Origin of the sequence: Sphingobacterium sp. UBA1897 (assembly GCF_002337775.1) — a bacterium.
GTDB lineage: Bacteria > Bacteroidota > Bacteroidia > Sphingobacteriales > Sphingobacteriaceae > Sphingobacterium > Sphingobacterium siyangense.
Map to the genome: position 1 here is coordinate 41,422 of NZ_DDGR01000014.1, position 25,553 is coordinate 66,974.

A 25,553-nucleotide genomic window follows, 5' to 3' on the forward strand; every position below is an offset into this window, starting at 1 on the left:
GATTTTATGAAGATAATTTTGAATAGAACACGAAAAAGTACCCATAAAGCAAATGATGGCGCAATATTGTTTGCCTTACATATGCTCTATAGCAAATTGCAAAAAATGCAAATCAAGAATGAAATCGCCGATGACGGCGATACGGTCTGGTGGGATGCCTCCCAAGTACAGGAATTTGTGGGTATCAGCGAGAGGACCTTATACCGATACCAGCATAAGGGGATGCTCGGAATGGTACGAAAGGAAAATGGCAAACGCCTTTTTTTACAGACGAATGTAGAACGTTTTAAGCGTGCGTACTGGAATCTGTAAATGTAGAAGCATAGAGATTATAGATTGGGGGTCTTTCGTTTTCGGAGGACCTTTTTTTATTTTGTCTTTCGGAGCAATACCTGACCAACACCTACCCATCTTCAACCTTTCGCCTGCCTGTGTTCGACCGTTGCTTGGGTTTTCTTCGGGTGGCCATCGGGATCTGTTCGGGTGTGACCCGAAGCGGACCGCATGAAAACTGCTGGAAAGCCCGAGCAGCACCGGGACTTGCTTGGGTGTTGGTCAGGTGAAAGTGTATAAAAAAGGATGGTATATGGGGGCTGTCCTGCCAGCTCCCTGCCTAATTACCGAACTGCCCCTGCCAATGCTCTGCCAGTCTTTTTGTTGCAGTATGTTTTTGTTTTTTAAGTTTTTACGTTTGTGGTGTCAGGCTTAAATACCGGTATGTCTTAGCCACTGACAAGGGTTTAATTTTTAAAAAATAGAAAAATGGGAACAATAGTAAATGGAATAAACGGAGGTATAAGCGGTAAGACCGGCTCCGTGATAGGCTCGAGCTGGAAGAGTATCAACTACCTCAAAGGGCTTTATAAAAAAAGTAATAAACCAGCTAGTCAGGAGCAGCTGATCACGCAGGCAAAGTTTAAATTGCTGATGCGTTTTTTAATGCCCATTAATTCGTACCTCCAGGTTGGATTCGGACAGAAAAAAGCCGATCGGCTGACCCCGCTCAACGCTGCTTTTCAGTATAATCTGCCTCTGGCTATCCAGGGTACTTATCCTGGCTTTACACTGGACTATAGCAAAATCCGAATTGCCGACGGAGCTTTTTTTCTGGGGCCGCCCCAAGGTGCGTCTTTTGCCGATGAAGAGATGACGGTCACCTGGGATTCAAACAACAATGACATCTACGGCTCAGCAGATGATGACGGTGTGTACATCATCGGGTATGATCCCGAGCAGGGCGAGTTTTTGGCACCCTCTATCGTGCCAACCCGCCAGTTAGGTACGACGACTTTTGTAGTGCCTGCACATCTGCTCGGTGGCTCGGCGCATTTTTGGATTTTTATGGCCGACCGCAAGAAAAAGCGCGTATCCAAAAGTAGTTATTTGGGGATGATACAGCTCATTTAGTTATTCATTGGGAATATCGTCCGCTATGGATGATATTCCCCTCTATTTTTCTCTATTATGAAGAAAAAATCAAATAAGAAACGGTCTTCTGCCCAACTTCACCAGCAGAAACGTTTTGCGCTGGCAATGAGATTTTTGTCACCGCTGAAATCGATTCTGGCTGATGGATATAAATTTCTAGCCAAACGAAAAAAAAGACTCGTATATCCCTTTAACCTCGCCCTTTCACATGTGCTTAACATGGCCATTGCTGAAGAGGAAGATGGGCCTTATGTGGATCCCGAAAAAGTATGGCTCAGCGACGGTACATTACCTGGGGTGTTGGTCTCAGCTATAGTTGAGGAAACTGGGCGGATACTGGTCAGCTACGATAGTTCTTCGTCCTTTTGTGCCTGGGATGATCATGTCAAACTGATCGCTTATCAGGTGAAAGAAGGTGTGGCGATACGAAGTCAGGATCTAGCCTTACGAAGTGAGAAGCAAGCTTTCCTAGATATACCTAAATCTTTGCTTGGGAAAGAACTCTTGTTGTATATCCTCTGCAGCGATAGAGATGGTTTAAAGTATGCACGGAGCCAGTACTTGGGTACTTATCAGATTAATTAATTTTTAAAAAGTAATATGGAATCAATACAAAAACAATTGGTCTCCGATATCGAGGATATCTATTGGCCTTTAACAGGTAGGCAGGTGCTAAGCATTGTACTGGCCTGTCTTCTTATATTTTTTATTTCAGCAGGGCTTTTGCTGCAGGCAATTGATCCGACAGCTGGGGTATTGGATCTTGGTATCCTCTCCATCCTGCTCTTTGCTATACTCGCTGGCTTGGCCGCTATATATTGCTGCTTTTGGCTTCAGGAAATGCTATGGCAGCCCTTTAAGTTTTTCCGGCAGGAATTTAGTGTTCACTTTAATCAATTGACCTCATGGCAACAATGCATTATCTATTTTTCGGTTTTCTTTCTGTCGCTGTTCTCTTTCTTGGTGGTGCTGGCAATGCTGCTATAGCCAATAAGGAGCAGTTAGACAGTTATGCTGAGCTCGGATATTCTGCTCCTAATGCAGGATATGGGGATTCCCCATCAGTGAAATGCTGCGCTAGAGCGGGCGTACGTGAACGCATTATCGATATCGCTGTACAGGAGATCGGCGTGCAGGAAGCCACAGGTAATAACGATGGCAGGCGGGTAGAGGAATACCTAGTGTATACCGGATTTGGCAAGGGCCATGCCTGGTGTGCGGCTTTTGTCTCCTGGTGTTATGGCAGAGTGGGGCTTTCTGTCCCGCGCAATGCCTGGAGTCCTGCACTGTTTCCGATCGCCCGGCGATATAGGGCCCAGCAGATCAGGCAGGGAAGCGTGCGGCAGGCAGATCTTTTCGCGATCTATAGCGCCAGGCTTCAGCGTATCAACCATGTAGGGATTGTGCGAAAAAAGGAGGACAATTGGATCGTGACTGTGGAAGGGAATGTGGACAATCGTGTGTTGTGCAAGCGGCGTCCTTTGGCTAGCATTTATGCTTTTTCAAATTGGCTGGACTGAGGGGAGGGGATATGGAGACGTATATGTACAAACGGTTATTTTTTTCTATAGTCTTCTTTTTATTCTGTTCCTGTAAACTTTATCAAAGCGAGCGGAAAGAAGCTCTGCGGGAAGAACAAACGCAGTCAAAATACAAGCAGCAACTCGATATTTGGTACAGCGGACAGAGAGACAGCCAATCGCGGCATTGGCTTTTTTTGACGGATAGCAGTTTTCGCTTTCACCCCGATAGTGGTTTGATCGGTCAAAAGGGGCAGTTTGCCATGCTGGAATCTCAGGTAAAGGTCAGTAATAAACAGGAGGCTTCTACAAACAGCAGCGCTAGCCGTGTAAAAACGCTGCAGCAGCAAAGCACAGAAAAATGGAGTGCATGGGTAGTCCCCAATCTTTGGCTCATCGGATTGCTGTTAGTGGCATTTGCACTGGCTTGGAAATTTCGAAGCTTTTTTTAAAACATGATGTTGCTCGCAATCATAGATGGGCAAACATAAATTCCAGTGATAGACAATTTCCTTTTTCGGTCAATCAGGAGGTTTGGTCAGTAAACAAGAAAGCCGCAAAGAATATATTTCTTTACGGCTTTCTACTATTTACGGCTTTTGACAACAGGCGGATATCAATTGCCGGCGTCCATTTATTTTTTTAATTCCGGAAGCTGAACGATCTTGATGACGTTTTGGTCACTGATATAGCGTTTGGAAACAGCTTTAACTAGCGCTGGGGTCAGCTGATCGCGTAACGATGCACGTTCAAAAATACGGTACATATCATCGCCATTATACAGATTGCTGTACAGGTAGTTCGACCAGAAATCATTTGTTTTCAGCGCGGATTCGTAGTTTAGCTTGTCATTCGCTTTGAATTTGTCGAGATTGGCAACAGAAGGCCCTGCTGTTTTTAATTTCTCAATTTCCTCAAGCGAATACTTCGCGAGTTTGTCCGCATTGGCCACCGAACAGCTGAAAGCTACAGTAAGCGTATATCGTGCATCAGGCAGCTTACTATAGTCCATTTGTATCGATGGCGAATACACACCGCCCTCTTCCTCACGCAATCTTTCCAACAAGCGGATGTCCAGTACTTCCCGAAAGGCCTGCAAAGCCATGTTATTAGCCTCACTATAGTCATACGGGCCCGAAAGAACAAGATAGACCATTGCTTTGTCTTCTTTGCTCAGCGCCAGCTTTTTCTCGATCTTCCCGGCAGGTATGTGTATGTTTAAATTACGGTAAGCGGGTGCTTTCGACGAGATGCTCGGTAGTCCACCAATATACTTGGCAAGCAAGGGCTTTATTTTTTCAATATCAAAGCTGCCCACAAAAGTAAAATTGTATCCCGAAGCATTGGCAAAACGTTCTTTGTAGATGTCCAAAGCACGCTGAGGATTGATCTGATTGATTTTAGCCAGTGTTAGGCCTGTCCGTCGGATGTTATTGCCCGAAAGGATGGCCATCACCGAGTCTTGGAATACAGCGTCGCCATTTTTATCGCGGTCTTTCAGTCCGTCTTTGGCATTGGCCAGGATACCGGCAACAATGGTCGTGTCCAGACGCGGTTCTGTAAAATATCCATACATCATCTGCAGGGCAAGTTCCAGATCTTTGTTATTGGCGTAGCCGCTCACGCCCTGGGCAGTCTCACTAATAAAGGGGGAAGCCGAGGCCGTTCGTCCGGCTAATGATTTTTCAAATTGGTCGGCAGTATAGTTGCCCAGTCCGCTGGCAGCAATAAGGCCAATGGCATTCGTCGCGCTCTGAAAATCTTGGTCATCGTAAAGCGATGTTCCACCGTAGGAATATCCCTGAAAGGTGATCTGATTGTTTTGGTAGTTGGTCGGTTTTAAGACTACCCGGACGTCGTTGCTCAACGTCAAAGTCGTGGTTCCTAACCTGCTGTCTTTTTCTTCTTTAACAATTGTACCGGGCTGTACTTCCTGTTTGAGCAGTGGCAGGTCGTTGGCTTCCTCCGAGAATGCAGTCTGCTTCTCTTTGGACAACGTAGCGATCCAACTGTTGATATCGGCCTCTTTCGGCAGATTTGCCTGATCGGCTTCAGGAGCTGAAATAATGATGTCGCGGTTGCTATCGGTTAGATACTGTTGCAAGAGCTGCTGGATATCCGAAAGGCTGACCGCCGGAAGCATTTCGCGCGTCAATTTCATTTCATGATCGATGCCCGGAGATGCTACATCGTTCAGAAAATGCTGGATATATTCCTGCACGTACTGTTCGGATGCAATTTTGTCTTTTTCTTGCAGCATATTTTCCATTCCGCTCATATAGGTATCTTTAGCGCGCTGCAGCTCCGTGGCTGTAAATCCATATTCTTTGGCTCGCAGCAGCTCGCGCCATACTGCATCAAATCCTTCTTTCAGACGGCCGGGTTTGGCGGTGAGCTGAATCTGGAATACATCCAGTCCGCCCATAAAGCCATTTAGTGATGCCCCGCCGCTCAAGAATGGCGGATTGGATAGCCGAAATAACGGACTATATCGCCCTGCCATCATGGTGTTAAACAAGGTCTTGATCAGGTTGTGCTTATAGTCGGCGAGGTTTCGTAATTTACGTTCGGGGTGTTTGATGCTAATCGCAATGGAGGTTGCTGTAATTTCCGGATCTGTCACCACCATAAATTGGTTCTTGCCCTGCAGTGGAATGTTGTATGTTTTTCGCGCTGTTGGCTGCAAAGGATTTTTGAGCGACGAAAACTGTTTTTTCAGCGTTTGCTCGGTCTGGTCAACATCAATATCACCGACGACAATAACGGCTTGCAGGTTGGGGCGGTACCAGCTTTTATAAAAATGTTCAATTTCCTCATAAGGGAAATGCTGAATGACTTCCTCGGTACCAATTGGAATTCGCTGTGCATACAGGGAGTGATTGAGCGCGACAGGTAAAGTCTTGTCCTGGATGCGCTCGCCCAAGCTCTTGCCGGCACGTTTTTCTTCCAAAATCACGCCGCGCTCTTTGTCGATTTCTCGATGTGTTAAACTGATGCCCTGTGCCCAGTCCTGAAGAATCTGAAAGCCATTGCCAACAAGTTTGCCATCATTGGAGGGCAGCTGCAGTTGGTACACGGTTTCGTTGAAGCTGGTATACGCATTGATATCGGCTCCAAAGCTGATTCCATTTTTTTGCAGGTAGTCAACCAGGCTGTTGTCGGGATAATGCGTCGTGCCGTTGAAGGCCATATGCTCCAGAAAATGAGCCAGCCCACGTTGCTTTTCGTTCTCCAGGATAGATCCTACCTTGTTGACCAGATACATATAAACACGTTCTTGGGGTTCGGTATTCTTACGGATATAGTAGGTGAGTCCATTGGCCAGTTTACCATAACGGACGCTTTTGTCAAAAGGTAAATCGGTGGTATCGGCTTCGTGTTTTGTCCATACGATTTCCGTCGCTCCGGGGGTGCCACTGCTATGGGCAAGCACCGGACTAAAACCTAACAGCGAAAGGTAGAGCAGTCTTTTTAAATGCATATAATTGTGATAAAATTGCGAATTAGAATATGTTTTTTAGTGTTTCATAAAGGGCGTCGCCGCGTAGGTTGATGCCGATGATTTTCCCAGTGGGATCCAAGAGGTAATTGGAGGGGATACTTTTGATATGGTACGCTGCGCTCACCTGACCATCCGGATCAACTAAATTGGTCCAGGTCATGCCATCGTCCGACACGGCTTTTTTCCAGCTGCTGAGCGCGAAATCTGTGGAGACACCCAATACTTCAAATCCATTTGCCTTAAAAGCATTATAGGCTTTTTGCACATGCTCGTTTTCTACGCGGCAGGGTACACACCAACTGGCCCAGAAATCAACGAGTACATATTTGCCCCGAAAGTCGGACAGCTTCACCTGATGACCGGTAGTATCGGTCAATGCAAACGCTGGTGCGATATCACCAATCTTTAGATTTTTAAGATTGGCAAGCTGCTCTTGGACCTCCTGGCCCAACGGCGAATCTTGAAGGGCAGGCGTTAACTTGCCAAACAGCTCCGATACCAGTTGCTGATTGCTGGAATCTTTTAGCAGTGACTGTAGTTTAAAAAGGCTCAATACACGATCGCTATGCTGCTGCACATAGTTGACCTGAGCTGTCTGTAGTGCCGCAGACCATTTGTTGAGGCTCGCGTCAATCGTGTTGATGGTAGCCCGTGCCGGCGAATCCATGCGAAAACTATCTTGGGAAAAAGCGTTCTCTGCCTCGAAATAGGTGCCCATTAGTGTACTGATGCTGTCCAATATCGTCTGATGCGTTTTGTCAAAGCTTCTGGCCTCGGTATTCAATGTGGAACCGGCAATATCTGCCTGGTTGAGCTGACCGAGTTTGGCCCGAATCGTTATCTTGCCAGGGTGGAGATAGAAATCAAGTGTTTCTGATCGTTCCCCTGTAGCATTCATGTAAAATAGATTCGCAATTTCAGGTCCTTCGGAAGTACCTGTAAAGCGAAAATGGCCTTGTTCCAGCCGGGCAGAATCAAGTGGGAGATCGGAGCCAAAGCGTTGCAGAAACAGTTTTCCCTGTTTATTTTTTGGTACGCCCGCAAGCGTTCCCTGAAGCTGGTAGGTTGCTTTTTCCTGCGCCTTGACGAAGCATATGGAATAAAGAAAGGCAAAAGCTAATAGCGTAACTTTCATTGTATATCGTGTTTAGTTGTTATATCCCGGGTTTTGCATTAATTGCCTGTTATTTTGAAGTTCAACGGTGGGCAAAGGGTAGAGCTGGGCAAACGCCTTCCAGGTGGTCGGTTTTGCTTTTTTCATCACATTATCGGCTAGTCCCAAGCGTTTGAGAGTAAACCAACGGTCGCCCCATTCGAAACAGAGTTCGATACGGCGCTCCTGCACGATAGCTGCTCTCGCCTCTGATTTGGATAATCCACTGGATAAATCCGAAATTCCCGCGCGCCTGCGTAAGATATTGATATCATCAACAGCGGTTGAGAGACCAAGCTCCAGACGTGCCTCGGCACGGTTGAGGTATTGTTCGCCTAGGCGCAACACCGACGTATACTCATTGTTTGCAGATCCTGCTTCGCCGTCCGAACGGTATTTGTTGATCTGATAGCCGTTTACTGTTTCTTCAAAACGGACGAAGTTTTCTTTTCGTTTATCGTTCTCCTCAAAGGCTGGCAATAGACCTGTTGCATCTTCAGTTATGCCAAAGCTGGCAAACTCTCCCTTTATCCCCACCCCAATCGACGCACCCATGATGTTCCATAGCTGTAAAATCTGTTCGGGATTGTTTTTGGTGAAGATATCCATTGGCTCTCCCCCGTCGGCGCGATCAAAATGTCCCAGTTGAAACAATTGCGACTGCCCGATCACCCGACTGGCGGCCTGCTCAGCTTTTGTCCAGTCTTTGGTAAATAGGTATACGCGCGACAACAGTGCCAATGCAGCCCACTTATTGGCCTTCACGCGCTCGCCCGGATAATCCGAGCCTAAAAGCTGGCTGGCATCTTCCAGATCCTGAATGATCTGCGTATACACTGCCGCTACCGCTGCGCGCGGTTTGAGACGTTCTTCCGGGTAATTGGTCGTCAGCACCAAAGGCACATCGCCATAGAGGTTGACCAAAAAATAGTAATTGAGGGCACGCATAAATTTGGCCTGACCGATGGCTTCATCCTTGCCCGCTTGCGTCATGCCCTTGGATTGCCCAACGCCTTCAATGATTGCATTACTAACCCCAATGATGGAATATAGATTTCCCCAAAAGTCATTCGTCTGCGCCGAAAAGGGATTGAGGTTGTAGCTGTACATAAAACTATAGCCTGGGTTGAAGCTATTGACACCGGGTATCAACTCGTCAGAAGATAATCCCGTGTTCAGTGAAAGATCATTTTGATAAGCAGCAAATCGGCCATACATCCCGACCACCACACTGTCGGCCATGGTGTCATTCGCATAAATTTGGTCCGTCGTGTAGATATATTTTGGTGTCACCTCCAGCAGCTTGTTGCAACTGCTTGCAACGACAGCAACAGGTAAAAGGAGGCTGAATAATTTGATATAGTTGGTTTTCATATCCGTAGTCTAAATGGTTTAAAATGAAGTCCGTATCCCTAGCGTAAATGCGCGAAGCATCGGCATATCCACGCCGGTCTCTGGATCTGTACCCTTGTAGCTGGTGATCGTCAGTAGATTGGCCCCAGTAGCATAAGCGCGCAGGTTTTTAAGTTTTAGCTTCTCGAGAATCTTGCCGGGTACCGAATAGCTCAAAGTAATATTGCTTAAACGGATGTACGACCCGTCCACAAAATTGGCACCGGATGAATTGTAATTGGACATGGTGCTGGAGTTGGTGGTATAGGCCGGAAATTTAGCTTCTTCACCCGGATGTTGCCATCTGTCCAAGACAATTGCGGGGGCATTGATGACGCTTCCGGCACTCGTAAAGGGATAATTATAAATATGTGTGTTCTTTTTGAAACTGAAAAACACGTCTAGATCAAAGTTTTTATAATTGAACGAGTTGCCCAGACCACCAAAGAATGTCGGAATATTGTTTGCCAAAGGGACATAGTCATCTGGAAAACTGATAAAACCGTCGCCATTCATATCGCGGAATTGCGGTTGCCCATCTGCAGCGTTGATTCCAAGATATTCATACCCCCAGATCAGATTTAATGGTTTACCGATCTGATAAGTAAGGCTATTGGAAGAACTTGCAAGATTGGGATAAGACAAGAGCTTGTTGCGGTTGATACTCATCGTAAAGTTTGTTTTCCAGGTGAAAGCCAATGTATTGATCGGCGTGGTCTGGAGGCTAAATTCCCAGCCGCTATTCTGTACATTGGCATCCAGGTTTTGATTGACCGAACTAAAACCCACCTGTGTAGGTAATCCATAGCCAACTAATTGATTGCCCGACCGATTGCGGTAATAGTTTGCTTCAAAGATGATGCGGTCTTTCAAGAAGCCCATTTCAGCAGCAAGGTCAAGTTTTTTGTTGACTTCCCACTGATAATTTGCATTGAATGGGTTCTTGGGAAGGTAGCCCTGCCCTTGGTAATTGTCGAATATCCGTTCATAATTGACGAAATAGGAGTAGTCGCCAATATTATCATTACCCGTCAGACCATAGCTGCCGCGCAATTTGGCAAAACTCAAGCCAAACTGATTATCCTTTAGCCAGCTCTCTTCGCTGAGGATCCAGGCTGCACCGACAGACCAAAAGTTACCATATTTTTTCCCTGGACCAAAACGGGAAGAGCCGTCACGTCTGACGGTTGCATTGATGACATATTTTTGGTCAAATGTCCATCCCATACGAGCAAATCCCGAAAGAAAACGATACTGAGTGTCCTTGGGCTCGATGTTGATAATTGGTGCGGCATGGATGTCTCTAATCTGACTGTCGTCTGTATAGCCGTTTCCACTTGTGGTAATTGCTGAATTACCGCGATGGATATAAGTACCCCCGATAAGGGCACGAAATGAACTGCGCCCCACGATCAGATCATAATTCAGTTGAGGCTCAAAATTGAAGGTAGCGGCGCTGGCCTTAGTAAAACTGTTGTTGCCCAAGATGTTTTCGGACGGCCGGAATGATCTCCGTGGATTGATGGCGAGCTGGTCCATTTTCATGCGCGTATAACCGGTATTGATTTTGGCCACGAGATTAGGTAACAACTCATAACTCAGTGCAATATTGCTGATTAAATTTTTAGTTTTATTTTCAAGCGTACGCTCCAGCGCAGCAATGGGGTTATCTATAGTCCAATTCAATTCTCCATCAGCATCGTAAAGGGAGAAATTTGGAGGCAGGATCTGAAAGTTGGTAAACGATAGTGGAATGACTTCGTTTTTATCCGTTGCATAGCTCGCCGAAAGGGAAGCTTTAAATTTGCCGTCGTTACTGTTGTAGTCGAGGTTACTTCGGAAGTTACCGACGGAAAGACCATTTTTCTTTTGATATACGGTATTTTCACGCCTAAATCCACCGCCAAGGAGGTAGTTGAAACCTGATGATCCACCCGATAGCGATAATTCAGCATTGGATGTATGGGCGACATTGCCAAAATATTCTTTTTGCCAGTTGTGATCTTCAGTTTGGCTCCATTTCAGCAGGTCAGGGTAGTCATTGGGCGTAAGTTCGACACCATCGTTTTTTGCAGCTTCACGCCGCATCTCCAGATATTGGGCGGTATTGAGCATTTTTACATAGTTAGCGATAGAACCAAAACTATGGTAATAATCAGCACTGATGGTGGGGCGACCTGCCTTACCGCGTTTGGTCGTGATCAGGATCACACCATTGGCACCCCGGGCGCCATAGATGGCGGTAGCATCTGCATCTTTAAGTACTTCAATGCTGGCAATCGTGCTTGGGTCGATACTTTTAAAAGGGCTTTCACCCAAATAGGAGGAGGTGAGGCCATTCGCACCGATATAGGCGAGTGAATTGCTATTAAAAGGAATACCATCAACAATGTACAAGGGTTGTCGCGCTTCACCATCCTGATTAACGGTATTAATACCCCGTATCTGCACTTGGGTCTGTATGCCCGGTAACCCGTTGAGGGTATTGATCATCATACCGGGAACCCGATTTTGGAGCGCAATGAGTGGATCTGCTGTCGGTGTTTTCTCAATGGTGGCTGCAGTGACACTAGAAGTAGAGCCCGTATTGAGCCGTTTGGATACCTCTTGCCCATACGACAGTACGCTGACTTCATCGAGCAGGTTCTGCGTCTGCAACAGTTGCATGGTAACGGTGTTTTGGCTCGTTGACACAGCAAGCTGCCTTTCTTCGTAACCAACGGAACTGAATACTAAGGTATCCGTATGGCTGGTCCGCTCGATTTTAAAAGCGCCTTTATCATTGGTGAAAGTGACTTTGTCGTTGCTTTTGTTGTAAACGGTTACCAATTCTACGGGACCGGATTTGTCCCGTACAGTGCCGTCCACAAAAAGCTGTTTGGCAGGTTGTTTTTGATGCTGTTGGCCGCTTTTCTCCCGCGGAAGAATGGTGATCTCTTTTCCAACGATCTTAAAAGTGAACGGTAAATCCTTAAAGGCTTCTTCAAGAACATCACGCAAGGCTTTATCCTTTGCCTGAACTTTAACGACGGTATTAAGGTCTATCTGATTGCCGGAAGCAATGATGTTATAGCCTGTCTGTTGTCGGATGGTTGAAAAAAGTTCTTTGAGTGTTGGTTTGCCCTGATAATTGAGCTGTTGACCAACGACTGTGCTACCAGCAAGAAGCGACGTGACCAATAGCAAGTTTTTTAGACGATTCATCGGGTCTGTGATTTAGGTTAATGTGTTTAGATTTCTGTATTAAAAAGGCTTCGTTATTTATTTTTGTGGACAACTATTTTGCCGTCACGATAGTTAAAGTTTAATTGACCGGTGCTTTCCAAAAAGGTAAGCGTTTTGGTCAATGATTGATTTTTGTCGATAGATCCCCAAAAGACAAGCTGTTTTGTAGCAGAGTCTTCGTATTCAAAATCTACATTGTACCATCTCGAAAGTGTAGCCAAAATGGCATCGAGCCGTTCGTTGTCAAATAGGAAATATCCTTTCTTCCAGGCCGTCGCTGCTTCGATATTGGCCGGTAGAATCTGGATCGATGTCTTGGAGATGAGCGATCGCTGTCCGGGTACAAGCAGGCGTTGATTTACATCGACCGAACCTTCAAGCAGCGTAGTTTCCACAAACTCGCGGTTGTCATAACTGTTGATGTTGAATATGGTGCCCAATACCTTGACTTCTTGATTTCTGGATTTTACGATAAAGGGTTTATGTGGATTTTTGCTTACTTCAAAATAGGCTTCTCCTGTTAAAGTGACTTCCCGCTTGGCGGCAGAAAATTGCATTGGATAGGTGAGTGTCGAAGCAGCATTCAGCCATACTTTACTCCCATCGGGCAGGTTGACCTGATATTGACCACCTTTGGGAACTTCAACGATCAGTTCGCGTGATTGCAATTCCGTGTCGCTAACAGGCGATCCATCTAAATAGACAGCCGTACCGTTGACGATCTTAACACCCGATTTGCCCCCGTTGAGTGCGATGCTTGATCCGTCTTCCAATTTCAGGATGGCCTTTTCTTGTCCGGGTTTGAATTGATCTATCGCCGCTAGGGTATCGCGATGGGACTGTCCACGCGGGATAAAGAGTAAAGCAAAAGCAATCAGTAGGACAGCAGCTGCAGCACTAATCCAAGCGGCCCTTTTGTACAATGACCTACGCGAGGCTGGCCTTGCATCAAGCTGCTGTTGGATTTGAAGGAGTATGGCATTTTTACGATCTTCCTTTGTGGCGCTATCCAGTTCCCATTCCACAGCTTGCTGCGCTTCGTACCACGATTCTATCAGCTGGTTTTCCTCCGCTGAACTGATACCGAGTTCGTACTTCAATAAGATTTCCGCAATGTTTTTCTGTTCCATGAGCGCCATTGTTTATAGTATAGTTGCACCAAAACGTATTTGGTGGTAGATAAACAGTAAAAAATAATGAAATTTATTTTAAGTCGATGAGAAGGAGGAGAAGAAGCGAATAAAGACCCTGTTTCTTGAGGTTATTTCTCAGAATGTTCAGTGCGTTGCTGATCTGTTTTTTGACCGTTTGGTCAGAGATGTCCAGACGTTCTGCAATTTCCTTATAACTAAGTTGTTCCTCTCGGCTCAATAGAAATACCTCTTTCATTTTTGCTGGGAGCCGTTCAATTTCACGATCAATAATCTGCTGCAGCTCTTTACCTTGCTGCTGGTCGCTCAATGAAAATCCGGTTACGTCGATATATTCCAAAATAGACGCAATCAGCTTTTTTTGGTTGCCTTGTGTCCGGTGATAGAAAAGAGCGCTCTTGCGGGCAGCCCCATATAACCAGCCGTGGATATCCTGTATTTCGGAAGATTGAGTTTTGTTCCAGAGGTTGACGAAAATATTCTGCAAGAGATCTTCTGCATCGGTCTGGTCTTTCACCAGTTTGGACAGGTAGATGAGTAAGGGATCCCAATAGGATTTAAAAACAAGGTCGAACACCTGCCTGTCACCCTGCTGTAGGCGCTGTAGGATATATTTAGATTCGATCTCATTTTTAAGATTCACGTTAGTCGTAGTAGGTGACGGCAAACTTAGATAAATTTGTGATTATTTGCAATAAAAGGTTCCGCTCGATTTTTAATGCCCAACTGTTTTATGCAAACTTTTTTGTTCCAGCGTTTTCATTCCAATGGCTCCAACATATGAAATCCTTTTAAGAAGCATACAAATATTATATAGCACTCTATGAGCGAAAAATTAAAATCCTTTATATATTTGATCGAATTAATTGAATTTCGCATGATCAAATCGGTTTTAATATCTTTACTTCAACGCGTTGCCGACGGAGATCATGATGCATTTCAGGAGCTTTTTGATATTTACCGCCCAAATATCTATACGACGGCACTAAGAGTGGCTGGTAATGAATGGATAGCTGAAGATATCGTACAGGATACATTTGTTAAAGTATGGCTGAATAGAGACCAGTTGACTGCTATCGATAACTTTGAAGCCTGGTTATTTATTCTGGCAAAAAATATTACGCTAAATTTGCTAAAGAAACAGGATAGCTATAAAAAATATGCGCATGAAGAAGCTAAATCTGCCCTCTTACGTGTATATCCTGAAGCCGACTATCTTGTCCAGGACAAGGAATTTCAAGCATTACTGAATGAGGCTATTTCTCGCTTGTCAAAAAAGCAAAAAGAAACCTATTTGTTGATAAAGGAAAAACATATGAAGCGTAATGAGGCCGCTTCGCTCTTGAATGTATCGCCAGAAACAGTAAAATGGAATTTGGATCAGGCTATGAGAAATATACGTGCATATTGTTTGGCAAACATGAAAGAGCTGCCGCTGATCATCGTACTGCATCTATTTTTTAAATATTTGTAGTTTTTTTTAAAAGTCCCCCCCCAAAGCTTTTTCCTGACTGTCATATATAAACAAGCATAAATTATGTTTATGTTATTGCCAATATAAGATCTTATGGACGCTGAAAAAGCAAAACGAATCAAATATATTTTTGCCCAATGTATAAATGAGCAAGAAACGTCGGACGAGCGAGCCGAGCTGCAATCCTATTTTGCTGATAAGGACGCACATGATGTGCTGGGGCGTTCGCTTGTCGAATCTTTCGAAACACCGAAAAATGTTGTTGACATGCCGATTGAAAATCAACAGCAAATTCTTGAAGCAATCTATAATCTCGATGGCTCCAAGGTGAAGAAAATAGACTATCGTAGGTGGATAAGTATCGCAGCCTTGTTTTTGATGGTTTTGACACCATTTCTTTTTCACGTTGAAATAAATAAGCGCCCAATTACGTCAAAATCCAATAAGCTTAACACAGACCATCAGCTGCATTCCAAAAATGAAGAAAAGCGTAAAATGTATGATCGGAATCCAGCGGTTAAAACCGCCGTGTTAGAGATGGCCGATGGATCGATCATTAATTTAGCTAATCTAAGTTCCAAAAAACAGCTAGCTGCAGGGCGTATTTTGATACATACTTCGGCTGAGGGCACTTTACATCTGGATTTTGCGGATGTAGAAAATCTTAACCAAAAAAGCGCAAATCTGATGCACGCCATAAAAACACCCCGTGGTGGTACCTTTAGCGTCCGACTTCCCGACGGAACTGTCGTCCACATGAACTCGGCATCCAAATTAAGTTTTCCAAATTCATTTTCAGGCAATGAACGAAAAGTCTCTTTCGAAGGAGAAGGCTATTTTGAGGTCGCAAAAGATCCGGTTAAACAATTTGTATTAACAGTAGGAAAGGGAATACATCAACAAGAAGTAAGAGTCTACGGTACTAAATTCAATGTTTGTGCCTATCCGGACGAGAATGAAGTGAGGACAGCGCTCGTCGAAGGAAGTGTAAAGGTGAAGGAAGTGAACACAGAGTCGGAAATGTTTTTAAAGCCTAATGAGCAATTGATAGTTAACAATTTAGGTTTTTCTAAAACATCGTTCAATCTAGAGTCTACGCTTGCATGGAAAAATAATCTGTTTTATTTCGAGAACGAACCCATCGAATCGGTCATGAAGAAGATCTCGCGGTGGTATGATGTGGACGTCGTTTATACCGGTACAATCTCAAAAAATAGACTTTGGGGACAGATTTCCAGAAATAAAAAATTGATGGAGCTCTTAGAATTACTGAAGAAAACTAACGACATAAACTATCAACTAAATGGGAAGGAGGTCATTATACAAGGAGAGTAATCAATCACATTTATACTTAGTAATTATCTATGAATTTTTAACCTAAAATGTATTATATGACCCAAAATATAATACAATTGAAAACAGCTAATGAAGATACTATCTAATAGAACTAACCGAAGATGGGTGTTATTTTATTGCCTTGCCATGTTATCCACACAACATGTGCATGCACAAACGAAACACCGTACCACGATCACTATAGATCGAAATGAAATTACTTTAAATGAATTATTGTCTGAGATCCGCAGACAGTCTGGCTATGATTTTGTCTTCACGTCATCAAAGCTTGACTTTAACAAAAAGGTAAGTCCAAAATTCAAAAATACAGATCTTATTCAGGTGTTGAATCATTATTTCAACGCCAATGCAGGGGTATTTTATATTTTCAAAAATAAAACCATCATCTTACTGGATGAAGAGAAGGCGGAGTATAAATTAATACAGGGGACGGTTATTGACCATATCAGCAAGCAACCGGTCGTTGGTGCTTCCGTTTCAATTAACGAAAAAAGAATTGCCACAAAAACCGATGCTAAAGGTAATTTTACACTCAATATTCCTGAATATGCAAAAGAACTTTACATATCTAACCTAGGTTTTAATAGTCAAATTGTTCCGGTCACTCCATCTGTCCGCTACGCGGTAGAATTAACAGAAAAGAGTGAGGGCTTGGACGAAGTGGTGGTCACCGGCATTGTCAACCGCGACGTTAAAAATTTTACAGGATCTTCGGTCAATATTTCCGCACAAGAATTAAAAAAAGTAAGTGCTCAAAATGTGTTTGCAGCTATTTCTGCTTACGATCCCTCTTTTCGCATTGTGCCCAATAATATTGCCGGAGGAAATATTAATCGCTTGCCAGACATTCAGATACGTGGACAAAATTCATTTCCTAACCTGACAGGGGAACTTTCCAATAATCCGAATGCGCCATTGTTTATTTTAGATGGTTTTGAAGTGTCTTTACAACGAATAATGGACTTGGATATGAATCTGATCGCCAATATTACCTTGCTTAAAGATGCTTCTGCAACAGCAATCTATGGTTCTCGCGGGGCTAATGGTATTATGGTTGTATCGACAATATTGCCGAAGCCAGGTAAACTGCAGCTTACTGTAAACAACGATTTTGGTGTGACGACGCCGATACTTTCGGTGTACAACCTATTGAACGCACAGGAAAAACTGGATTTTGAGAGAAGAGCAGGTATTTACGAATCATCCAGTGCGCAATATCAACATAAATTGGATGTGCTTTATAGTGAACGGTACAAGGCGATGTTAAGCGGTGTAAATACTGATTGGCTCAAAATTCCAACAAAAGTAGGCTATAATAACAGAACCTCTTTGTATGTTCAAGGCGGGGATGAGACACTGCGGTATGGCGTTCAGGTAAATTCGGATTTTCAGAACGGCGTTATGAAAGGACAGAACCGTACAAATTACGCTGGTCAGTTTGATCTGAATTACAGGGTAAATAAACTGCAGTTTCGCAATTCCCTTCGGATTTTTCAAAACAAATCAAATGAGTCTCCTTATGGCGGCTTCCAGAACTATGTAAAACAAAACCCGTATTGGAATCCATACGATCAAAATGGTAACCCCAAAAAGCTGCTAGAGGATTATGAGATCAACCTTACTGCTTTCCAGCAACCTAATCCGCTCTATGACGCTACGCTCAATACGAAAAACCAAACTGAATATTTTGGATTCAGTAATAACTTTACGGCAAGATATGCACCTGCACCCAATTTTTACGTAGAGTCAAATATCAGCATTAACCGTCAAAAAAGCTCTTCGGACCAATTTTATCCCGCTGAACATTCGATGTTTTTAACCGTCGATGATATTAATCGTAGGGGACAATATACCGCGCGAAATGACAATAATTTCTCTTATGAGAGTTTGACTACTGCAAACTACTCGTTGGTAAAAGGAAGAAATCAATGGTTTTCAACCTTAGCGTTTAATATTGCCAGTGCACAGACGGATTATTACAGTGTTACGGCAGAAGGATTTCCTTACCAGAAGTTGGATAATTTATTGTTTGCGGCCCAATATCAGGCTAATAGTCGTCCCTCCGGTGATGAAAGCACGGTCAATCGTATGGGATTTGTGTATAGCGGCAGCTATACCTACGACAACCGCTTTCTGACAGATGTCTCGATACGTCGAGACGGTTCATCTCAGTATGGTGCAGATAGGCGTTTTGGTACATTTTGGTCGACAGGTATTGGTTGGAATATACACAATGAACAATTCTTAAAAGACAACCCCTATATCAATAGATTAAAGTTACGAGCGAGTTATGGCGCAACAGGGTCGATGAACGTACCAGCATACAGTGCGCAGTCGCGTTATAGTTTTGGTGTTGGAACTTCCTATTATGGTGAACTCGGAGGGGCTTTGATGGGACTGGGAAACACGGATCTTACCTGGCAAAACGTCTTGAAAAGTAACCTTGGCATCGATGCTGAGTTATTTCGAAATATATTGAGTTTGCGATTTGACTACTATGTTGAGAATACAAGGGATGCAATCACAACGGTAACACTGGCCCCTTCGACAGGTTTTTCTTCTTACAACGAAAATATGGGTAAAATCCAGAATAGAGGGTTTGAATTCTCTGCTCGCCTAAAACTGATCGAAGACAAATCAAAAGGTTTTTTATGGGCAGTGAATGTCAACGGATTTACCAACAAAAATATTTTGAAAGAAATATCCAATCGTCTAAAGGCATCCAATGACCGGTTTAACGCCGATAATACAGCGCAAATATATCCAAATATAGTTTTAAAAGAAGGTCAATCCACAAATACGATTTTTGTTGTACGGTCCTTAGGTATTGATCCCGCCACAGGCTCGGAAGTGTTTCTAACGAAAGACGGTCAACGCACCTACAGTTGGAACGTGGCGGATAAAGTGCCATTTGGCATCAGTCAACCGAAATGGAATGGAAATTTTGGTACCAATCTGATGTACAAAGGTTTCGAGATGAATCTCTTATTCAATTATCAATTTGGAGGGCAACTCTATAATAGTACGCTGATTGATCGCGTGGAAAACGTCGATGCTAAATTAAATGTCGACAGGAGGGCCTACGATTTGGGTTGGAAAGGAGAGGGGGATGTCTCATTATACAAACGTATAACTGCAACACCTACAGTGACACAACTGACTTCCCGCTTTGTACAGGACGACAATAACCTGATTCTGAGTTCTGCATCATTAGGCTATAATTTTTATAAAAACCAATGGATAAAAAGATTAGGTTTCAGAAGTCTTCAGGTATCTGCAATCACCAACGACTTATTTCGGATCAGTAGTATACAAATTGAACGTGGGACAAGTAATCCTTTTGCTCGCACATATTCTTTATCGCTTCGCGCGGGCTTTTAAACAACCAACTATGAAAAGAAATTTTATATTTAAACTCTTCGTTCTGCTGACAGTATCACTAAGCAGTTGTAAAGATTTTCTCATTGTGGATCCTAAATCTTCATTGTCCGAAAATCAGATGTTTGAATCAGAAGTCGGATTTCAACAGGCATTGACTGGGGTGTATTCGCAGCTGGCTTCAAGAAATTTATATGGCGATAATCTATCAATGGGTTTTGTATCAGCATTGGCACAGAATTATGCCGCTGCGAGCAGCGGATCACCATTTTATAGAACTAAACAGTTTAACTACGACTATGCAGAGGTGCGTTCATATCTAAATCAAATTTGGAACAACGCGTATTCTTCGATAGCTGGTGCCAATAAGATCATTGCGAATGCGGACTTAAAAAAATCGATGTTGTCGCCGCAATCATACGCATTGCTTAAAGGAGAGTCGCTGGCTATAAGAGCACTTTTACATTTCGATTTGTTACGCTTATTTGGGAAAAGCTTCGCAGAAAATCCCAACGCAAAAGCAATACCTTATAAGAAAACCGTCGACGAATTTGCAGTTGTCCCGTCTACAACGGCAGAAATTATAACGTTGGTGTTGGAAGATTTAAAAGCAGCTGAAGACTTGTTAAAGCCTTATGATGGTGTTCTTGATGATATTAGCCCCAGGCGGCATAAACTGAATTATTGGGCTGTTAAAGGCTTGGAAGCTCGGGTAAATATGTACGCGGGAAATAAGAATGAGGCCTATCAAGCGGCTCAAGAAGTAGTCAACTCAGGAAAGTTTGTTTTTGTCGCTGCTGAGGATGCGGGGGCATCCGAGGCCTTTAGAGACCGGCTCTATCTTTCGGAATTGTTATTTTGTATACGTCCAACAAATTTGGACACTTGGGTAGAAAATATCTATTTCCGATACCGGTCGGGTACCACAACGAATCTGTTGCGTTCTGAAGCACAGTTTAAGGTGCTTTTTGAAACCTCAAACGGGGGCGGGGCTTCAGATTATCGGTATGCTTATGGAATAAACAACAACGGCTCAAATTCGGTAACGACCAAATATTGGCAAACATATTATTTTAAGGATCTAACGGATTATAAATTAGATCGGCTTGTGCCTATCATCCGCCTATCTGAGCTCTATTATATCATGGCCGAATGCACAGAAAATCCAACTTTGGCTTTGCAATATCTCAATCAAATTAGATCCGCCCGCGCATTAACACCTTTAGTTAGTCAAAATAGTGATGCTAATTATATTCAATCAGAATTGCAAAAGGAATATCAAAAAGAATTTTATGCAGAAGGACAGACATTTTGGTATTACAAACGCAAACAAGTAAAGCGAATGCAGTTTATGACTTCAGATTTTGACACAAAAAAATATGTGTTGCCGATACCGAACGACGAACTAGAATTTAATCCTAATTATAATTAGCTATGAAAAAGAGTTTTGTATTTTTGATGTTAACCGTGCTTGTTTTTGCATTCTCGTGTAAGAAGGAGACGGTGGATACTTATTCTGGACCTAACATATTATCTTTTTACCTGAATTCTGGTGAGTCGGACAGTATTTCTTATTCATTTGCGATGTTAGCAGCTCCTAAGTTGGTCGATACCATTTTTTTAAAGATGAGAATGTCAGGTGCACCTGTTGATCATGCCAGAACTATTTCCCTAAAACCGGGGGCCCGAACGACCGCTGCTTTGGGAGAAGATTTTGAGTTCCCAAAAGTGCAATTGCCGGCAGAGAAACTAACATTAATCTACCCCGTCGTTATTCATCGAACAAAAAAAATGGATACAGATATCTTAATTATAGATGCAGAAGTTGAATCAAGCGGAGAGTACCAAACTAATCTTTCGGGCACTGAAATAGGGGAGACCAGAAATTTGCCTAATATAGTCATCAAAGTAACCAATTTACTAGTAGAGCCTACTTATTGGCCTTCAGTTGAGTACAATTTTGGTACATTTTCTCAGGTAAAATTCAGATTTATGATTCAGTCTACCGGGCTTAACGACTTTTCAGATGAAGCACTGGGTTATAGTGGCTCATATAATATTCCAGTGAAACTTCGGAATGCTTTAGCGGCATATGAAAAAGCAAACGGTCCGCTGATCGACGAATTTGGAAATCGAGTTACATTTTAATTTATTAGCTATGAAATACAAAGTATATTTTTTAGGATTAGTCCTTATCATGTGGATTTCGGCATGTAAGAAAGATGAGAATAGTATTCATCCTATCAACATCGTGACTATTGAGTCAGATGTTACCTCTTTTGAGGTAACACAGCTCGATTCCTTACATGTTCCGCTTAAGCTGTCAGAATCTTTGGCAACAAACGGCGATTCCTATACATACCAATGGAAAGCGTATAAAGTTAGTGGAAATTCTACCGTTATATCAACAAAAAAAGAACTTGATGAGCGTATTAGTTTACCATCTGGAAATTATGAGATGGAGTTTCGGGTTAAAAATTCCAAGACAGGGGTTGAAACATTGGCACTTTTTCAATTAATCGTCAATTCCGCTTTTTCGGAAGGATGGTTGATTTCACATAATAAGGATGGAAAAGCTAATTTTTCGTTTCTGCGTGTTGACGATGAGCTATTTATGCATCCGGCGGAGGACGTCAATCAAATGGAATTTCATGGAAAGGCAATCGGAGCTTTTGGGAAAGTGGATTATAAATTCGCATTAACTTATTTTTTTACAGACAAAGAGATTTATCGATTCGACGCCGAACAGTTTTTACTCAACGGTACGACAAAAGACATTGTCTCGGATGTCAGTCAGATTGATAATCAAGGTGTCAATTTTAACCTTTCACATGGTGGATATGACCAAATTTTGATTTTTAATAATGGAATACATATGGGTATTTCGGGGAGTTTCCCCTTTGAGACCGATATTGATAAGAAATTATTTTCGGATAGACTTACTGGAGATTATTTCATATACCCAGAAGTAATATCTACCTATTACAACGAAACTTATTTCTATGATAACAAGTATAAGAAGTTCTTACGCGTACAGAGTTTGGGAAGGGACTTATATCTTCCGCAATACCGCGTAACGGATGCCTTTGATATGAGAGATGTAGGCAAAACATTAAAACAAGTAGCGTATGGAAGCCGTGACTACTTTTCGAATCAAGCTTATTTTTTAATGCAGGACGCTTCGGGTTACTATCTGTATGAACTGTTGGGTAATATTCCTAAATCTGTTCAGAAGCTAGATAATATTGCCGATGTTGATAAGATCGTTTCTATGGCAGGATCTGCCTCAGTGAGACATATTTACTACGCTACAGAGAATAGCATTTATCTATACGATTTCTTGGCGCAGTCCTCACGTCTGCTTTACACCTTTCCTGCTGATGTAAAAGTCAATAGCATAAAAATGTGGCAAGCTTATTCTGGCAACCCTTACAACAACAAGCGTCTGGTAGTGGCCGCGAATTCGGGAAACAATGGCTCAATATATTATTTTGATTTGGAGTCAACAGGCTTATTCAAAAATAATGCGATATCAAAGCAGATTGATGGCTTTGGAAATATAGCCGGTATAAGTTTTAAAAATAAATATTAGTAAAAATAAAACGTCATAATGAGAATTATAGATAAAATAAGGACGATTGCTTTGTTTGCGTTATTAAACATTAGCTATAGCACGTTAGTTTGGGGCCAAGAAAGCCAAGAAATGGAAAAATTTAGCCTCATGTATAATACCCTTAAATCCTTAACCTCGGTGGTTAAAAAGGACAGTCTGCTGGTTGAAATGCAAAAATATGCAAAAGGTAAGGAAGAGATCTATAGTAGTTTACTTGAAGCAAGCAAGGTGATTGTTATTGAAGCATATGCCGAAAAAGGTGATTTGGAAAAATCCATTTATTGGTTAGAACAACTAAGTAGCCCGAGGGATAAAAATTATGCAAGAATCGGCATAATCAAATCTTTAATTTTAGAAAATAGAATAGCGGAAGCTGAAAAGCTTTTGGGAGAAGACTATAAAAATGACGCGATAGATGATCAGAAATCCAAGGGAGTTTTACAGGCCTTTCAATTTCTATATGGTGAGATAAACTTTAAAAAGCAACGGTATGAAATTGCAAGGCAATATTTGAGTGGCGTACTTAATTCTCAGTATGTCGATCCAAACTTGAAGGAACTGTATATAATTGCAGCAATTAAAACTGGAGATAAATCGATTGAACCAGAAATCGAACGGGTCCTTGGTGCTGTCGGAGAACGTTCCGTAGATTTCTTGGAAACTGTAAAGCAATTTTATACGTCAAAAGACGGCAATTCCTCGCAGTTCGATACATTATTGAAAAAGACAGCTGAAATTAAAGCAAAAGAACTGAGCGAAAGAATAATGAAGTTAGCAGTAGATTCTCCCTCACCTTATTTCTCTATTAAAGATACACAGGGTAAAACAGTTTCTCTGCAGACCTTAAAGGGTAAAACCGTAATAATAGATTTTTGGGCTACATGGTGCCAACCCTGTGTAGCATCTTTTCCGGGAATGCAGAAGGCCGTTGATTATTACAAAGAGGATAAGGATGTGGTGTTCATGTTTGTGCACACTGCAGAAAGGTTTGATCCGGAAAAATCTACCTCAATGGCACTAAATCTTATCAAAGATAAAGGATACAAGGGCTTTGATGTATACATGGATCTAAAAGATAAAAATACTGGAAAACACCCTTTGCTAGATAGTTTCGAAATATCGGGACTCCCCACTAAATTGATTATCAACAAAAAAGGCATAATCAAATTTAAAAATGTGGGCTTTGTTTCAGAAGAGGAAGCGGTAGATGAAATTAAATTAATGGTTGATTTAGCAAATAAATAATATGAAATATTTAAAAATTAGTGGAATAGCCCTCTCTCTTCTGTTGGGATTACAGTATAATTATGCGCAACAAATGAAATTAGAAGGCAAAGTTAGCGGTATTGAAGGAAAGACAGTGCGTCTAGCGTATTTAGATCGCCATCAAAATAAGGTGGAAGATACACTTAAAGTAAATAATAACGAGTTCTCTGGAACGGTAAAGGTCGGAGATATTCCAGAAAAAGGCGTTCTATATATCGGTCGAATTGGTACACCGTTCTGGATGGAGGCTGGTGTAGTGAAAATAAGTGGATCGGAAGGCTTTGATGGAAACATTGAGATATCGGGTTTGAAAACACAGGATGAAGCCATTGGCTATGCCAATTTCAACAGCGAAAGACTGAAAGAACTTAATCAGGTTCTCTATTCTAAAAACAGTATAATTTCTCCGGGAGAACGAGAAGACCTCATGGAAAAATATCAGCGGATTAAAAATGAATCAGAAGATATTTTTGTTAAAGATCATCCTAATAGCTTTTTTAGCCTAGAATTGATAGCTAATAGCAAACAGCGCCATGAGAAAAAAATGCAGCTTTTTTCCAGCTTAGACTCTGTGTTGAAGGGTTCCGTATTTGGAAAGCAGGTTTTAGAAGATTTAAAGGTTTCGGGTCGAAGTGAATCTGGACAGAAGATTTTATCTTTTACAAGAAATGATATTAACGGTAAGTCCGTTTCTATTGAATCCTTTAAAGGGAAATATGTGCTTATTGACTTTTGGGCAAGCTGGTGTAAGCCCTGTCGCGCAGAAAATCCAAACGTATTAGCGGCTTATAATAAATATAAAGATAGTGAATTTACCGTAATATCTGTCTCTATTGATGATGATATAGAGGCATGGAAAAAAGCTATTGCCCAAGACAAATTACCTTGGACTCAAGTAAGAGATAGAAAGGATAAAAAAAGTGAAATTCTAGACTATTATGGCATAATGACAATTCCTTCAACTATACTTATCAATCCTGAAGGAATTATAGTGGCTCAGAATTTAAGAGGAGAAGCGTTGGAAAAACAATTAAAAGATATACTGTTAAAATAGTAGACGGAAGAGCACATCGATTTCCGGCAATTTAAATTGCG

20 protein-coding genes are annotated in these 25,553 nt (G+C 42.4%); 14 read left to right on the forward strand and 6 right to left on the reverse strand.

Annotated elements, in window-relative coordinates:
- Nucleotides 1-6 precede the first annotated feature (6 nt).
- The 6 genes from B4N43_RS07890 (at nt 7) to B4N43_RS07915 (ending at nt 3,400) form a co-directional block, all read left to right on the forward strand.
- Complete coding sequence (locus B4N43_RS07890; RefSeq protein ID WP_209575091.1) at nt 7-312, forward strand: MerR family transcriptional regulator; 306 nt, start codon at nt 7-9, stop codon at nt 310-312.
- 450 nt (nt 313-762) lie between these two features.
- Nucleotides 763-1,407, forward strand: coding sequence for a DUF6266 family protein (locus B4N43_RS07895; RefSeq protein ID WP_209575089.1), 645 nt, complete (start codon nt 763-765; stop codon nt 1,405-1,407).
- Between the two features lie 57 nt (nt 1,408-1,464).
- Nucleotides 1,465-2,013: a DUF6266 family protein gene (locus B4N43_RS07900; RefSeq protein ID WP_209575087.1), complete on the forward strand. Its 549-nt coding sequence runs from the start codon at nt 1,465-1,467 to the stop codon at nt 2,011-2,013.
- A 15-nt stretch (nt 2,014-2,028) separates the two neighbouring features.
- The gene (locus B4N43_RS07905) at nt 2,029-2,415 is read left to right on the forward strand and encodes a hypothetical protein (RefSeq protein ID WP_209575085.1); all 387 of its coding nucleotides are present in this window, start codon (nt 2,029-2,031) and stop codon (nt 2,413-2,415) included.
- Complete coding sequence (locus B4N43_RS07910) at nt 2,334-2,948, forward strand: CHAP domain-containing protein (RefSeq protein WP_209575084.1); 615 nt, start codon at nt 2,334-2,336, stop codon at nt 2,946-2,948. Before B4N43_RS07905 ends, B4N43_RS07910 begins: the two co-directional genes overlap by 82 nt.
- A gap of 11 nt (nt 2,949-2,959) precedes the next feature.
- Nucleotides 2,960-3,400 (forward strand): hypothetical protein, encoded by a 441-nt coding sequence (locus B4N43_RS07915; RefSeq protein ID WP_209575083.1) that lies wholly within the window; start codon nt 2,960-2,962, stop codon nt 3,398-3,400.
- A 182-nt stretch (nt 3,401-3,582) separates the two neighbouring features.
- On the opposite strand, the gene B4N43_RS07920 is transcribed toward B4N43_RS07915, so the two are convergent.
- The 6 genes from B4N43_RS07920 to B4N43_RS07945 form a co-directional block, all read right to left on the reverse strand.
- Nucleotides 3,583-6,429 carry a M16 family metallopeptidase gene (locus tag B4N43_RS07920; RefSeq protein ID WP_209575082.1) on the reverse strand — a complete coding sequence of 949 codons (2,847 nt, stop codon included), beginning with the start codon at nt 6,427-6,429 and terminating at the stop codon, nt 3,583-3,585.
- Between the two features lie 22 nt (nt 6,430-6,451).
- Nucleotides 6,452-7,585: a TlpA disulfide reductase family protein gene (locus B4N43_RS07925; protein WP_286733981.1), complete on the reverse strand. Its 1,134-nt coding sequence runs from the start codon at nt 7,583-7,585 to the stop codon at nt 6,452-6,454.
- Nucleotides 7,586-7,597: 12 nt separating this feature from the next.
- Nucleotides 7,598-8,821, reverse strand: coding sequence for a RagB/SusD family nutrient uptake outer membrane protein (locus B4N43_RS07930; RefSeq protein WP_286733983.1), 1,224 nt, complete (start codon nt 8,819-8,821; stop codon nt 7,598-7,600).
- 174 nt (nt 8,822-8,995) lie between these two features.
- Complete coding sequence (locus B4N43_RS07935) at nt 8,996-12,199, reverse strand: SusC/RagA family TonB-linked outer membrane protein (RefSeq protein ID WP_209575079.1); 3,204 nt, start codon at nt 12,197-12,199, stop codon at nt 8,996-8,998.
- Nucleotides 12,200-12,252: 53 nt separating this feature from the next.
- The gene (locus B4N43_RS07940) at nt 12,253-13,350 is read right to left on the reverse strand and encodes a FecR family protein (RefSeq protein WP_286733988.1); all 1,098 of its coding nucleotides are present in this window, start codon (nt 13,348-13,350) and stop codon (nt 12,253-12,255) included.
- A gap of 73 nt (nt 13,351-13,423) precedes the next feature.
- Nucleotides 13,424-14,014, reverse strand: coding sequence for an RNA polymerase sigma factor (locus tag B4N43_RS07945; RefSeq protein WP_286733989.1), 591 nt, complete (start codon nt 14,012-14,014; stop codon nt 13,424-13,426).
- Between the two features lie 180 nt (nt 14,015-14,194).
- On the opposite strand from B4N43_RS07945, the gene B4N43_RS07950 reads away from it, so the two are divergent.
- The 8 genes from B4N43_RS07950 (at nt 14,195) to B4N43_RS07985 (ending at nt 25,512) form a co-directional block, all read left to right on the forward strand.
- Nucleotides 14,195-14,845, forward strand: a complete 651-nt coding sequence (locus tag B4N43_RS07950) for an RNA polymerase sigma factor (protein WP_286733991.1) — start codon at nt 14,195-14,197, stop codon at nt 14,843-14,845.
- A 93-nt stretch (nt 14,846-14,938) separates the two neighbouring features.
- Nucleotides 14,939-16,180: a FecR family protein gene (locus B4N43_RS07955; protein WP_286733994.1), complete on the forward strand. Its 1,242-nt coding sequence runs from the start codon at nt 14,939-14,941 to the stop codon at nt 16,178-16,180.
- A gap of 147 nt (nt 16,181-16,327) precedes the next feature.
- Nucleotides 16,328-19,582, forward strand: a complete 3,255-nt coding sequence (locus B4N43_RS07960) for a SusC/RagA family TonB-linked outer membrane protein (RefSeq protein WP_286733995.1) — start codon at nt 16,328-16,330, stop codon at nt 19,580-19,582.
- A gap of 10 nt (nt 19,583-19,592) precedes the next feature.
- Complete coding sequence (locus B4N43_RS07965; protein WP_286733996.1) at nt 19,593-21,011, forward strand: RagB/SusD family nutrient uptake outer membrane protein; 1,419 nt, start codon at nt 19,593-19,595, stop codon at nt 21,009-21,011.
- A gap of 2 nt (nt 21,012-21,013) precedes the next feature.
- Entirely contained in the window at nt 21,014-21,727 is a 714-nt protein-coding gene (locus tag B4N43_RS07970) for a DUF4843 domain-containing protein (RefSeq protein ID WP_286733998.1), read from the forward strand.
- Nucleotides 21,728-21,737: 10 nt separating this feature from the next.
- Nucleotides 21,738-23,171, forward strand: a complete 1,434-nt coding sequence (locus tag B4N43_RS07975) for a PKD-like family lipoprotein (RefSeq protein ID WP_286734001.1) — start codon at nt 21,738-21,740, stop codon at nt 23,169-23,171.
- 111 nt (nt 23,172-23,282) lie between these two features.
- Complete coding sequence (locus B4N43_RS07980; RefSeq protein ID WP_286734002.1) at nt 23,283-24,437, forward strand: TlpA family protein disulfide reductase; 1,155 nt, start codon at nt 23,283-23,285, stop codon at nt 24,435-24,437.
- A 1-nt stretch (nt 24,438) separates the two neighbouring features.
- Entirely contained in the window at nt 24,439-25,512 is a 1,074-nt protein-coding gene (locus tag B4N43_RS07985) for a TlpA disulfide reductase family protein (protein ID WP_286734004.1), read from the forward strand.
- Nucleotides 25,513-25,553: the final 41 nt, after the last annotated feature.

Coding starts and splice junctions, on each gene's coding strand:
- B4N43_RS07890 (WP_209575091.1), top strand. CDS start 7: ATGAAGATAATTTTGAATAGAACACGAAAAAGTACCCATAAAGCAAAT.
- B4N43_RS07895 (WP_209575089.1), top strand. CDS start 763: ATGGGAACAATAGTAAATGGAATAAACGGAGGTATAAGCGGTAAGACC.
- B4N43_RS07900 (WP_209575087.1), top strand. CDS start 1,465: ATGAAGAAAAAATCAAATAAGAAACGGTCTTCTGCCCAACTTCACCAG.
- B4N43_RS07905 (WP_209575085.1), top strand. CDS start 2,029: ATGGAATCAATACAAAAACAATTGGTCTCCGATATCGAGGATATCTAT.
- B4N43_RS07910 (WP_209575084.1), top strand. CDS start 2,334: ATGGCAACAATGCATTATCTATTTTTCGGTTTTCTTTCTGTCGCTGTT.
- B4N43_RS07915 (WP_209575083.1), top strand. CDS start 2,960: ATGGAGACGTATATGTACAAACGGTTATTTTTTTCTATAGTCTTCTTT.
- B4N43_RS07920 (WP_209575082.1), bottom strand. CDS start 6,429: ATGCATTTAAAAAGACTGCTCTACCTTTCGCTGTTAGGTTTTAGTCCG.
- B4N43_RS07925 (WP_286733981.1), bottom strand. CDS start 7,585: ATGAAAGTTACGCTATTAGCTTTTGCCTTTCTTTATTCCATATGCTTC.
- B4N43_RS07930 (WP_286733983.1), bottom strand. CDS start 8,821: ATGTATGGCCGATTTGCTGCTTATCAAAATGATCTTTCACTGAACACG.
- B4N43_RS07935 (WP_209575079.1), bottom strand. CDS start 12,199: ATGAATCGTCTAAAAAACTTGCTATTGGTCACGTCGCTTCTTGCTGGT.
- B4N43_RS07940 (WP_286733988.1), bottom strand. CDS start 13,350: ATGGAACAGAAAAACATTGCGGAAATCTTATTGAAGTACGAACTCGGT.
- B4N43_RS07950 (WP_286733991.1), top strand. CDS start 14,195: ATGAGCGAAAAATTAAAATCCTTTATATATTTGATCGAATTAATTGAA.
- B4N43_RS07955 (WP_286733994.1), top strand. CDS start 14,939: ATGGACGCTGAAAAAGCAAAACGAATCAAATATATTTTTGCCCAATGT.
- B4N43_RS07960 (WP_286733995.1), top strand. CDS start 16,328: ATGTTATCCACACAACATGTGCATGCACAAACGAAACACCGTACCACG.
- B4N43_RS07965 (WP_286733996.1), top strand. CDS start 19,593: ATGAAAAGAAATTTTATATTTAAACTCTTCGTTCTGCTGACAGTATCA.
- B4N43_RS07970 (WP_286733998.1), top strand. CDS start 21,014: ATGAAAAAGAGTTTTGTATTTTTGATGTTAACCGTGCTTGTTTTTGCA.
- B4N43_RS07975 (WP_286734001.1), top strand. CDS start 21,738: ATGAAATACAAAGTATATTTTTTAGGATTAGTCCTTATCATGTGGATT.
- B4N43_RS07980 (WP_286734002.1), top strand. CDS start 23,283: ATGGAAAAATTTAGCCTCATGTATAATACCCTTAAATCCTTAACCTCG.
- B4N43_RS07985 (WP_286734004.1), top strand. CDS start 24,439: ATGAAATATTTAAAAATTAGTGGAATAGCCCTCTCTCTTCTGTTGGGA.